We start from the raw sequence: 11,911 nt of genomic DNA, 5'->3' as shown, positions 1-11,911 counted from the left end.
AGGCTTGAGACAATGAGACTAAAAGGATTTTCTAATGATTAAATTTGGTACAGGTGGCTGGCGCGCTTTCATTGGTGAGGAGTTCACTAGAGAAAACGTCCGTTTGGTAGCGCAAGCACTCGCTAACATCATCAACAACGAAGATGCAGCCAAGAATGGGTTTGTGATCGGCTATGACCGTCGTTTCCTTTCCGATAAAGCCGCATGTTGGTTTGCAGAAGTACTTGCGGCGAACAACATCAAAGTAAGCTTCATCGATAAGTTTGTTCCAACACCTATCGTGATGTTCCAAGCAAAAAAGATGGGATGCACCTACTCGGCGTGTATTACCGCCTCTCACAACCCAGCCGATTACAATGGCATCAAGGTATTCATTGAAGGTGGCCGTGATGCTGATGAGATCATCACAGAGAAGATCGAACAGCAAATCGCAACACTGACCAACGAAGATATTATTCGTGTCGATTTCGAGCAAGCGTTGAATGACAAAGAGATCGAAATCATCAACCCGATGAACGCCTTTGTTGATTCGATCATTAACTTCATCGATATCGAGTCGATCAAGAAAGCGAACCTACGCGTACTGATTGACCCAATGTTTGGTGTGGCGAAAAACGCTCTGCAAACGGTTCTTATCAACGGTCGTTGTGATGTCGACGTAATCAACGATGGTAAAAACCCAGACTTCGGTGGCCTAATGCCTTCTCCTAGCGCAGCAACGCTCTATCGCTTGAAGCACTTAGTTGCAGCAGAAGGCTATGACATTGGTATTGGTACTGATGGCGATGCCGACCGTTTGGGAATCATCGATGAGAAAGGTCACTTCATTCACCCTAACGAAGTACTACTCCTACTTTACTACTACTTGCTGGAATACAAAGGTTGGAAGGGCTCTGTCGTTCGTAACATCGCAACCACACATCTACTGGATAAAGTCGCGGCGGATCATGGTGAGAAGAGCTTTGAGGTTCCTGTAGGCTTTAAGCACATCAGCTCACAAATGGAGGCCGATGACTCTCTGATTGGCGGCGAAAGTTCGGGGGGTTTAACCATTCGTGGTCATATCAAAGGTAAGGATGGCGTATTTGCTTCAAGCTTACTGGTTGAGATGATCAGTGTGACAGGCAAGAAGCTGTCTGAATTACTTGATGAGATTTACTCTAAATATGGCTATGCCTACACCGCAGAAGGCGATTATAAGTTTAAACCTTCAGAGAAAGAAGCGCTCTACACTAAGATCTACGTCGAGAAGCAACTGCCTGAATTTGAATACGAAATTGAAAGAGTCAGCTATGAAGATGGTGCCAAGGTGTACTTCAAGAATGGCGGCTGGGTCATTGCTCGCTTCTCAGGAACAGAGCCGTTACTACGAATCTTCGCAGAAATGGAAGATAAAGACACTGCAGAACGTGTTCTTCAAAAAGTGAAAGACTTCCTCTCTCTATAGGCTTATAGAGTGCAGCAGTTTTGTATGGGACTTAACAAATCACTGCCTTGTTAAAGCCTATAAGTGAAGAACTCTTGCCCAGTACTTTGATTAAAGTGCTGGGCTTTTTTATCGCGATTCTTGTAACGATTAGTATCGCGTTATATCTCTTTAAAAAGCCAATACGCCTTTGGTATCGACTTTTACGTTGACCGGCATACCCACTTCAAGTGCTTCTGACGAGGTTGCTAATAACTTCTGACCATGCGCTTCGATTACATAACGACAGTGATCACCCATAAATTGCTGTTCTAGCACCGAAATAGCACTATCTTGCTCGTAACTTGCTTGGATATGCTGGGGCCTTAGCAGAAGCTCACATGTATTGCCGAACTCAATCTCCGTTTGCGGTTTGGCTTCAACCATACCCAAACTGGTTTCAAATTCATGCTCCGAAATACGCTGTGCATTGAGGTAGCTACCGCCACCCAAAAAGTCTGCAACAAACTTACTTGAAGGATGGAAATACAACTCAGATGCCGAACCATACTGCTCAATCACACCATGGTTCATTACTGCCATTTTATCTGCAAATGCGAACGCTTCTTCACGGCTGTGAGTTACGAAGATAGCTGTAACACCCTGCTTCTTAAAAATCTTGCGAATCTGAGAAATCAGCTCATGACGAACCTGAGTATCGATGTTTGAGAATGGTTCATCTAACAGTAGCAAGTCTGGCTTGTACGCCAAAGAACGAGCAATAGCGACACGCTGCTGTTGACCACCTGAAAGTTGATGTGGGTATCGTTCACCATACTCACCTAAGTGAACCAGCTCCAGCATCTCTTGAACTTTGTCTTTCTTTTGCTGCTCAGAAAGGTCTTTCAAGCCAAAGCCGACATTCTGGTTTACCGTCAGATGCGGAAACAGGGCGTAATCTTGGAAAATCATACCAATGTTACGCTGCTCTGGTGGCAACCAATTCTCGCCATCATCAATGGTTTGACAGTTCAAACTCATCACACCGCTACTTAATGGAAGTAAGCCTGCAATCGCCTTCAGTAAGGTCGTTTTACCGCAGCCACTCGCACCAAGAAGACAAACAATTTCACCATGCTCAACTTCTAACGAGAGCGCTTCCAAAATGGTTTGCGACTCATACTTACAAGTCAGATCTTTAATTGATAATGCACAACTCATTAGTTTTTCTGCTCCAAGGAACGGTTTACGATGATCAGAGGAATTAAACCCACCAACACCAATAATACAGCAGGCATCGCCGCCAATTCTAGGTGCTCATCTGAGGCATAGTTATAAACATAAGTCGCCAATGTCTCGAAGTTGAAAGGACGCAGCAGCAATGCCGCATTCAACTCTTTCATTGATTCGATAAACACCAGTAAGCCAGCGATCAATGCGCCACGTTTAATCAAAGGTAAATGAACACGGCGTAACATCTGATTGGTATTGCAACCCATGGTTTTTGAGGCCATATCCAATGAAGGGGATACTTTACTCAAGCTGCTTTCAATACTGCCAATTGCCACTGCAGAGAAACGTACGACCATGGCAAAAATTAGCGCGAACATGGAGCCAGAGAAGATCAAACCAGGTCGCCCCCACTCCATCACTTTCGCAATGTCATTGACCAAGTGATCCATGAACAAAACAGGTACCATCACCCCAATCGCTAACACGGTGCCTGGGACGGCATAGCCCATCGAAGCGAGGCGCATATAAGCCTGATTCTTCTTACTCGGGCTGACACGTTGATTAAAGTTAACAATCATCGCGATAATCACGCCAATAATCGCAGCAGCTACCGAAACGTAAAGGCTGTTGATGGCATATTCTCTGAATTCAGGGGTCCAGCTTTGAGCAAAATATTTGTAGGCGTAAATAATGAGCTGGCCAAGAGGGAATAAGAACGCAACGCAAACTAATCCCCAGCACCAGAATAGTGCCAGCCATTTTTTCCAACCAGAAAGGTCGTAACGAAAATCTTCGCGGCTGCTGAACTGATTCTGGAATAGCTTCTGCTTACGGCGACTGTATCGCTCTGAGCTCAACAGTAGGATCACGATAACCAGCATGATTGCCGATATTTTCGCAGCTGCCGTTAAGCTTGAGTAGCCTAGCCAAGTATCATAAACCGCAGTCGTTAAAGTATTTACCGCAAAGTAACTCACGGTACCAAAGTCACCGATGGTCTCCATAGCAACAAGCGATAAACCGACAGCCATTGATGGACGAACAAGTGGTAAGGAGATACGACGGAAGCTTTCCCAAGGAGAGCATTTTAGCAAACGAGCAGATTGTAATAAGGAGACGTTTTGCTCCATAAATGCCGCGCGGCACAGCAAATAAACATAAGGATAGAGAACGAGAGACAGAACAATAATAGCGCCGGATAAGGTTCTAATATCCGGGAACCAATACTCACCGGGTCCCCACCCAGTAAGATCTCGCAGTAGAACCTGAACAGGGCCGGCAAAGTCGAACCAATCGGTAAAGATATAGCCAACAATATAGCCTGGCATTGCTAATGGCAGGACGAGTGCCCACTGCAAAACACGCTCTCCCGGAACACGGCACATTGCCATAACCCAAGCCGACGGAATACCAAAAACTAAAGACAGGAACATGGTTCCTATGACTAAAACCACCGTATTGTAGGCATAGGTAGGCATCACTGTGGACATCAGATGAGAAAATAGCTCATCTGTTTCTCCAACAGCCGTCGTAAAAATCGCTAAGATCGGTAAGACCAGTAATACAGCAATAATGCCGCTACTGGTGTTCCATAAATAATTCTTTTCTTTCATCGCCTAACTACAACGAGGCTTAATGAAACACAAATGCATTTGCAAATACATCTCATATCCTTTTAATGGTGGGGTTATTTATACCCATATACTCTAATGACTTCAAGGTGAGATGCTAATAACTCAAGGGATCAACGGGGTGCTTTGTATCAAAAAGTGATTTTCCAATAACAAACAACCCCAAGTAGCCAAAATGGCGACTTGAGGTTGTCATTTTACTTAGGCCGAAGCCTACCGTAATAAATTATAGATCGAACTTAACTTCGTCTAATAGCTTGATTGCAGCCGCGTGGTGGTTTGCAATTTCGTCTAGAGAAATAGTATCCGCTTTGAACTCGCCCCATGAAGCAACAAGCTCAGAAGGTTTAACGTCTGCTTTCACTGGGTATTCGTAGTTCACTTCTGCGTACATGCTTTGTGCTGTGTCACCAGATAGGAATTCCATCAGCTTAACGGCATTCTCTTCATTTGGAGAGTATTTAGCCATTGCCATACCAGAGATGTTTACGTGAGTACCTGTAGTCTCTTGGTTAGGGAAGTTAATGTAAACAGAGTCAGCCCAAGCTTTTTGCTCTTTATCATTAACCATCTTACCTAGGTAGTAGCTGTTACCAAGAGCAACATCACATAGACCTTCTTTAATCGCTTTAACTTGTGCACGATCGTTACCTTGAGGCTTGCGTGCTAGGTTAGCTTTTACGCCTTCTAGCCACTCTTTCGTTTCAGCTTCACCTTTGTGAGCGATCATCGAAGATACTAGAGAAACATTGTATGGGTGCTTACCGCTACGCGTACAGATCTTACCTTTAAATTCAGGCTTAGTTAGATCTTCGTAAGTAAACTCCTCACCTAGACGACCAACACGGTCACGAGAAGAGTAAACGCTACGTGTACGTGTTGTTAGAGCGAACCACTCATTGTTTGTATCTTGGTATTGAGCAGGAATATTCTTTTCAAGAACTTCGCTTTCAACAGACTGAACTAAACCTTGTTTAGTTAGCTCAGATAGACGACTGATGTCTACAGTTAACACTACGTCTGCAGGGCTGTATTCGCCTTCTTGAGCTAACTTTTCTGCTAAACCTTTTTTAGCAAACTTAACGTTTACTTTAATGCCAGTCTCTTTTGTGAATTCCTTGAACATTGGTTCAACTAGGAAAGGTTGACGGTAAGAGTATACGTTTACTTCTTCCGCAGCCATTGCTGTCGGGGCAATTACACCACACGCTAGAGCTGAAAGTGTTAGCAGTTTCTTCATTGTAAAATCCTTTATATCGAAATGATAATGTCTATCAGTTGCGTTATTATATTCATCATTAACATAATTACAATGACGACCAACAAAAAATCCGTCTACTCAGACCATTCAAACTCTCACTTTTGTAACAAACCATTTCAACTTTGTGTCTTGTCGTTCCTCTTAAACAATGAGCCTAACTTCAACGTTCGTGTTTATATATTGTGCAACCGTAAATACAACAAAGCCCCGCAACAAGAGTTGCGGGGCTTTCTTTGTCCAACCTAACCCATTCAGATTAGGCGACGACTGTTGATTATTTTACTGATACAAACTCAGGGTAAGCGCCGACACCACAATCGTGCATGTCCATACCTTCAAGTTCTTCATCTTCCGTTACTCGGATACCGATTGTTGCTTTAAGCACCGCCCATACTGCTAGGCTAGCACCGAATACCCATGCAAAGATGACTGCTGCACCCATTAGCTGAGCACCAAACGTTGCATCAGCGTTGCTTAGTGGCACAGCCATTAGACCGAAGAAACCACATACACCGTGTACAGAGATAGCACCTACTGGATCATCAATCTTAGCTTTGTCTAGAGCGATGATGCTGAATACAACCAATGCACCAGATACCGAACCAATCGCTACAGCAAATAGAGGTGATGGTGATAGAGGGTCTGCAGTGATTGCTACTAGGCCAGCTAACGCGCCGTTAAGAATCATTGTTAGGTCTGCTTTACCCCAAGTTGTTTTACATACTAGTAGTGCTGCAATTGCGCCTGCTGCTGCTGCTGCGTTGGTGTTAAGGAAGATTTGACCTACTGCTGTTGCGTTCTCAAAATCCGAAACCATCAGTTGAGAACCGCCGTTGAAACCGAACCAACCGAACCAAAGGATAAATGTACCTAGCGTTGCAAGTGGCATGTTTGAACCAGGAATCGGGTAGATTTCACCGTTCTTACCGTATTTACCTTTACGAGCACCGAGTAGTAGAACACCAGCTAACGCTGCTGCTGCACCAGCCATGTGTACGATACCTGAACCTGCGAAGTCACTGAAACCCGCTTCTGATAGGAAACCACCGCCCCAAGTCCAATAACCTTCAACAGGGTAAATGAACGCTGTTAGTACTACAGAGAAGATTAGGAATGACCAAAGCTTCATACGCTCAGCAACCGCACCAGATACTACAGACATTGCTGTTGCAACGAATACTACCTGGAAGAAGAAGTCTGATTCTAGAGAGTGGTCTGCGCCTTCACCTTGTGTACCAATTAGAGTACCAAATGATGGCAACCAACCGCCTTCACCGTTGTCGACATACATGATGTTGTAACCAACCACTAAGAAAGCAGTACAAGCAATTGCGTACAAACAGATGTTCTTAGTTAAAATTTCTGTGGTGTTCTTTGAACGAACTAGGCCAGCTTCTAACATCGCGAAGCCTGCTGCCATCCACATTACCAACGCACCTGAAATGAGGAAGAAAAAAGTGTCTAGTGCGTAACGTAGTTCCGTTACTGTTGTTGTAAGTTCCATATTAAAGTCTCCAGTCCTTGTAATTCTTTAAAGTGCTTCAGCATCCATTTCACCAGTACGAATTCGTACGGCTTGGCTTAGGTCATACACAAAAATTTTGCCGTCGCCGATTTTTCCGGTGTGTGCCGCTTGGCTAATCGCTTCAACAACTCGGTCAACATTCTCAGCTTGGGTAGCAATCTCTAGCTTCACCTTTGGTAGGAAATCCACTTGGTACTCTGCACCACGATACAATTCAGTATGTCCCTTCTGACGACCAAAGCCTTTCACTTCAGAAACAGTCATACCTTCAATACCCACATCAGAGAGCGCTTCGCGTACATCGTCTAATTTGAATGGCTTAACAATGGCATTTATTAATTTCATATTCGTTCCTTAAATTCTTACTTAATCCGTTAATTCTCTTATTACAATCCAAGTAGCGTGCCAAAAAGTTAAGTGATTGATTTTAAATAAGATGAAGATAATAAGGTCGTAATAACGAAAAAGGCCGCACCAACATGGTGCGGCCTTTTCACTATCTTAATGCGTTGCACTATTGTTGCTCCAGTTTTGGGCAACGGAGCCTTCAAAGCTCTGAGTGACTAACAAATAGGTGTTAGGGCTAGTAACCTAAAAAATCCATCCAGCGTTCGATGAGCAGTTCGAAATCATCGATTCCGCAGCTTGCTTGGCTTTCACAGTTATAGAAGTCGAATTCACTGCCCTCTTCCATCTCTTGCTCATGCGCTAACACGTTTTCTTGAATCGTAACTTCATCTTCATTGATCGCAAGGCTAATCTCCTTGCCAAGCAACGTCACTTCATTGCTCAAGTCCTGTCGAGATTGCTCAATCAACGCCATCACATGATCTAATTTTTGCTTATCTTTACCGATCTCTTCTTGAAGCCAACGGCCAACAATCTCATGGCCCATGCTGCATTTCACATAGTATTCACCCATTAGAGTGTTTCTAGTAAATTCAAACTCCATAACTCAACCTATACTGCATTAATACTCAAGCGATACTATTTCTGAGTATACCATTGTCTTGTCAGAAACGAGCGTATTGACGAATTTATCGTTACGATCCAACCTACACAGTCAATGAAGAGGAGGGCTCTATGCAGTTGAACGAAATGATTGCCAAACAAATTGTCGAACGAACCATGAAGATCATCCCACACTCGATTAATGTGATGGATAATAAAGGTCGCATTATTGGATCCAGTGATCCTACTCGCTTATACCAAAAACATGAAGGAGCGGTACTTGCCATCACCGAATCACGAGTCGTTAATATTGACGAAGCCACTGCCGAACACCTAAAAGGGGTTAAGCCTGGAGTTAATTTACCGATTCTATTTCAGGATAATGTCATTGGGGCGATTGGGGTTTCTGGGACACTGCAGCAAGTTCATCATTTTGGTGAGCTGGTGAAGATGACCGCTGAGCTTATTGTTGAACAAGCTGTACTTATGTCTCAAGTAGAATGGAATAAGAGGCATCGTGAAGAATTGGTATTGCAATTAATCCGAGGTAGCACGCTTAATGACATGCAACTGCAATCCATCGCACAGCGTCTGGATCTCGACCTTGCACAACCGCGGATTGCCGCCATCGTCAAGGTGTTACCGATAGGAGACACTGCGCCTTCATTGGAAAACTTACAGCAATTAGTACATTTACTTGAATATCCCGAGCGCGATAATTTAGTCGGTATCTTGTCTGTTTCACAAAACGAAGTGGTGGTACTCAAGCCTATAACCCTGATAGGGAACAGCTGGTCCAAGGATGCAGAAGCCAAGCGCGTGAAATTGCTACTCAAAAGAATAAAGAAAGAAGCTAAGTTTCAAATCAAGATTGCGCTTGGGGATTACTTTACCGGACTTTCTGGTTTAGCACGCTCATATGATACCGCTGAGCTCACTATGCGCAGTGTCGGTAACCGCCCCGGAGACATGTTTTTCTATCAAGACTATCGACTGCCGGCCATTATGAGTAGCCTGTTACAAGATCCATGGATTCGTGAGCAACTGGAGCAGTCTTACCTACATCTTCAACAACAGGACAGTAAAGGGATACTGATCAAAACTTTGAAGACATATTTAAAGCAGAACTGTGATTCAGCTCTCACCTGTAACGAACTACATATCCATCGCAATACGCTACGCTATCGAACAGACAAGATAAACCAAATAACATCATTAAATATCAACAATATAGACGATCTATTTCAACTCTACATTGCAATAAATCTATTCCACTGGTCGAGCTAAAAAATGTGCAACTGCACAATTTAAAAGGACCGATTTGAGCACTTATTTGTAGAGAATGACAAAGACTTACCAACCCTATATCTTTATATTTGCCGAAAATGACACATCGTTATCTGGGAAATAGAACATGATTGAAGTTTCAACTCTTGGCGCACTTTCAGCATTGATTGTTGCTATCGCGCTCATTCTTAAAAAAGTGCCACCCACCTACGGCATGATCATCGGTGCTTTGGTTGGCGGCGTGGTTGGCGGCGTTTCTCTCACCGAAACCGTTGAGTTAATGATAGGTGGTGCCCAAGGGATCGTCACTTCAGTGATGCGAATTCTCGCCGCTGGTGTGTTGGCCGGCGTACTAATTGAATCAGGGGCGGCTACCTCGATTGCAGAATCCATCATCAAAAAAGTAGGCGAAACTCGCGCCTTACTTGCTCTTGCCATTGCGACCATGATTTTAACCGCTGTTGGCGTTTTCGTTGATGTGGCCGTTATCACGGTTTCTCCTATTGCACTGGCTATTGCTCGCCGCGCAGACCTTTCTAAAACCGCGATCCTTTTGGCGATGGTGGGCGGCGGTAAAGCAGGTAATGTCATGTCGCCTAACCCAAATGCCATTGCGGCGGCTGATGCGTTCAATGTTCCGTTAACCTCTGTGATGGCTGCAGGCGTGATTCCGGGTCTATTTGGGCTGCTTTTCGCCTACTTCTTGGCAAAGCGCCTCGTCAATAAAGGTTCAAAAGTAGCGGAAAGTGAAGTGGTCAAAGCGGATCAAAGTTCACTGCCAAGCTTTTCTTCTTCAATCGTTGCACCGTTAGTGGCTATTGCCTTACTCGCGCTGCGACCACTCGCTGATATCAATGTTGATCCTCTAATTGCATTACCCTTGGGTGGATTGCTGGGTGCACTGGCTATGGGTCGCTTCAAACAAGCCAATAGCTTTGCGGTTTCAGGCTTGTCACGTATGGCACCGGTTGCTGTAATGCTACTGGGCACAGGAACCATTGCAGGCATCATTGCTAACTCAGGACTAAAAGCTGATCTGATTGAAGTGCTGACGATGTCTGGGCTGCCTTCTTACTTACTTGCTCCGTTTTCTGGCGCACTGATGGCACTATCAACCGCATCGACAACTGCCGGAACAGTAGTGGCATCGAATGTATTTGCCAGCACCATTCTTGAGCTAGGTGTTCCAGCTCTCGCAGGCGCAGCAATGATCCACTCTGGTGCGACAGTACTTGACCATATGCCACATGGTAGCTTCTTCCATGCCACGGGTGGTGCGGTACATATGAGTATTCATGAACGTCTAAAACTCATCCCTTATGAGTCAGCGGTCGGTCTTGTTATCGCCTTCGTCTCAGTAATGATCTTCGGTGTATTTGGTCTGTTTGTTTAAGTTTAAAGGTATCAAAATGAAAATTGTAATTGCTCCTGACTCATATAAAGAAAGCCTATCAGCAATGGGCGTTGCTCAAGCGATTGAAGATGGCTTTAAACAGCTAATACCAAACGCCGAATACGTAAAATTACCAATGGCTGATGGTGGTGAAGGCACAGTACAATCTCTGGTGGATGCGACCAATGGCTATATCATCCAACATCCAGTGATTGGTCCATTAGGTGAAATTGTCGAAGGCTTCTACGGTATGTTCGGTGACGGTAAAACTGCCATTATTGAAATGGCGGCCGCTTCCGGCCTAGATTTAGTCTCTCCAGAACAACGTAATCCACTAAAAACCACTACCTATGGTACGGGTGAGTTGATCAAAGCCGTATTAGATAAAGGTGTTGAGCATATTATTATTGGCATTGGTGGTAGTGCGACCAATGATGGTGGCTTAGGAATGGCTCAAGCGCTAGGCATTCGTATGCTAGATGCAGAGGGTCACGAGCTGGTGTTTGGTGGTGGTGAACTGTCAAAACTGACAACCATTGATCTCACCAACCTCGACCCACGCCTACAAAACGTACGCTTAGAGGTCGCTTGTGATGTCGATAATCCATTATGCGGACCAAAAGGGGCATCACAGGTATTCGGTCCGCAAAAAGGCGCAACACCAGAAATGGTTGAGCTGTTAGATGCTAACCTTGCTCATTATGCCAGTATCATGAAAAACCAGTTAGGCGTCGATGTCATTGATCTCCCTGGTGCTGGCGCGGCAGGCGGTCTAGGCGCGGCACTTGTTGGCCTGTTAAATGCGGAGCTTCGCCCTGGTATTAACATCGTAATGGACGCCGTCAATTTAGATGAAATAGTCTCAGATGCTGATCTTGTGATTACAGGAGAGGGGCGCATTGATAGCCAAACCATTCATGGCAAAACACCGATTGGTGTCGCTCGCACAGCCAAAAAACATAAACTGCCTGTCATCGGTATTGCCGGCTGTCTAGCCAGTGATTGTGGTGTGGTTCATGAGCATGGTATCGACGCGGTATTTGCGGTAGTGAACCGTTCAGTAGACTTGCCGACAGCTTTGGCTGAAGCGGCTGAAAATATTGAACTTACTGCTCGCAATGTTGCAGCAATGTATACGATTAAGCACTAATCGAGCTCTCTGTAAGCTAAAAGCAATTTTCGCTGTATGCTAAAAGCAATTAAGGCCGCTATTCACAGCGGCCTT

The 11,911-nt window shown here is 44.7% G+C and carries 10 protein-coding genes; 4 read left to right on the top strand and 6 right to left on the bottom strand.

The features are described 5' to 3' along the window. Positions 1-34 precede the first annotated feature (34 nt). Positions 35-1,447: a phosphoglucomutase/phosphomannomutase family protein gene (locus AB4493_RS11120; RefSeq protein ID WP_372154978.1), complete on the top strand. Its 1,413-nt coding sequence runs from the start codon at positions 35-37 to the stop codon at positions 1,445-1,447. Positions 1,448-1,597: 150 nt separating this feature from the next. Here the strand turns inward: AB4493_RS11120 and AB4493_RS11115 are convergent, their stop codons facing one another. The 6 genes from AB4493_RS11115 to AB4493_RS11090 all read right to left on the bottom strand — a co-directional run bounded on the left by AB4493_RS11115 (position 1,598) and on the right by AB4493_RS11090 (position 8,007). Continuing rightward, positions 1,598-2,626 (bottom strand): ABC transporter ATP-binding protein, encoded by a 1,029-nt coding sequence (locus AB4493_RS11115; RefSeq protein WP_372154977.1) that lies wholly within the window; start codon positions 2,624-2,626, stop codon positions 1,598-1,600. After that, on the bottom strand, positions 2,626-4,251 hold the full coding sequence (locus AB4493_RS11110; RefSeq protein ID WP_017059418.1) for an iron ABC transporter permease: 1,626 nt from the start codon (positions 4,249-4,251) through the stop codon (positions 2,626-2,628). Before AB4493_RS11110 ends, AB4493_RS11115 begins: the two co-directional genes overlap by 1 nt. Before the next feature lie 244 nt (positions 4,252-4,495). After that, a complete protein-coding gene (locus tag AB4493_RS11105; RefSeq protein ID WP_171732443.1) occupies positions 4,496-5,509 on the bottom strand; it encodes a Fe(3+) ABC transporter substrate-binding protein in 1,014 nt (337 codons plus the stop codon). A gap of 295 nt (positions 5,510-5,804) precedes the next feature. Continuing rightward, positions 5,805-7,034, bottom strand: a complete 1,230-nt coding sequence (locus tag AB4493_RS11100) for an ammonium transporter (protein WP_017059420.1) — start codon at positions 7,032-7,034, stop codon at positions 5,805-5,807. Between the two features lie 27 nt (positions 7,035-7,061). Next, on the bottom strand, positions 7,062-7,400 hold the full coding sequence (gene glnK, locus AB4493_RS11095; RefSeq protein WP_004738200.1) for a P-II family nitrogen regulator: 339 nt from the start codon (positions 7,398-7,400) through the stop codon (positions 7,062-7,064). 238 nt (positions 7,401-7,638) lie between these two features. Next, the gene (locus AB4493_RS11090) at positions 7,639-8,007 is read right to left on the bottom strand and encodes a YacL family protein (protein ID WP_019824378.1); all 369 of its coding nucleotides are present in this window, start codon (positions 8,005-8,007) and stop codon (positions 7,639-7,641) included. 131 nt (positions 8,008-8,138) lie between these two features. Between AB4493_RS11090 and AB4493_RS11085 the strand changes: the two genes are divergently transcribed. The 3 genes from AB4493_RS11085 to AB4493_RS11075 all read left to right on the top strand — a co-directional run bounded on the left by AB4493_RS11085 (position 8,139) and on the right by AB4493_RS11075 (position 11,836). Beyond that, entirely contained in the window at positions 8,139-9,293 is a 1,155-nt protein-coding gene (locus AB4493_RS11085) for a sugar diacid recognition domain-containing protein (protein ID WP_017066809.1), read from the top strand. Positions 9,294-9,420: 127 nt separating this feature from the next. Continuing rightward, the gene (locus tag AB4493_RS11080; RefSeq protein WP_017059423.1) at positions 9,421-10,686 is read left to right on the top strand and encodes a GntP family permease; all 1,266 of its coding nucleotides are present in this window, start codon (positions 9,421-9,423) and stop codon (positions 10,684-10,686) included. Positions 10,687-10,702: 16 nt separating this feature from the next. Then, entirely contained in the window at positions 10,703-11,836 is a 1,134-nt protein-coding gene (locus tag AB4493_RS11075; protein ID WP_102394604.1) for a glycerate kinase, read from the top strand. The last annotated feature ends 75 nt before the right edge of the window (positions 11,837-11,911 follow it).

Origin of the sequence: Vibrio sp. 10N.222.55.A1, assembly GCF_041473835.1 — a bacterium.
GTDB lineage: Bacteria > Pseudomonadota > Gammaproteobacteria > Enterobacterales > Vibrionaceae > Vibrio > Vibrio crassostreae_C.
Note: the sequence above shows the minus strand (reverse complement) of the source record. Positions and strands in the feature narration are given on the sequence as shown.

Excerpts from the sequence above, each read along its gene's own strand:
- AB4493_RS11110 (WP_017059418.1), bottom strand. The coding sequence starts at position 4,251 with ATGAAAGAAAAGAATTATTTATGGAACACCAGTAGCGGCATTATTGCT.
- AB4493_RS11085 (WP_017066809.1), top strand. The coding sequence starts at position 8,139 with ATGCAGTTGAACGAAATGATTGCCAAACAAATTGTCGAACGAACCATG.
- AB4493_RS11120 (WP_372154978.1), top strand. The coding sequence starts at position 35 with ATGATTAAATTTGGTACAGGTGGCTGGCGCGCTTTCATTGGTGAGGAG.
- AB4493_RS11100 (WP_017059420.1), bottom strand. The coding sequence starts at position 7,034 with ATGGAACTTACAACAACAGTAACGGAACTACGTTACGCACTAGACACT.
- glnK (WP_004738200.1), bottom strand. The coding sequence starts at position 7,400 with ATGAAATTAATAAATGCCATTGTTAAGCCATTCAAATTAGACGATGTA.
- AB4493_RS11080 (WP_017059423.1), top strand. The coding sequence starts at position 9,421 with ATGATTGAAGTTTCAACTCTTGGCGCACTTTCAGCATTGATTGTTGCT.
- AB4493_RS11075 (WP_102394604.1), top strand. The coding sequence starts at position 10,703 with ATGAAAATTGTAATTGCTCCTGACTCATATAAAGAAAGCCTATCAGCA.
- AB4493_RS11090 (WP_019824378.1), bottom strand. The coding sequence starts at position 8,007 with ATGGAGTTTGAATTTACTAGAAACACTCTAATGGGTGAATACTATGTG.
- AB4493_RS11115 (WP_372154977.1), bottom strand. The coding sequence starts at position 2,626 with ATGAGTTGTGCATTATCAATTAAAGATCTGACTTGTAAGTATGAGTCG.
- AB4493_RS11105 (WP_171732443.1), bottom strand. The coding sequence starts at position 5,509 with ATGAAGAAACTGCTAACACTTTCAGCTCTAGCGTGTGGTGTAATTGCC.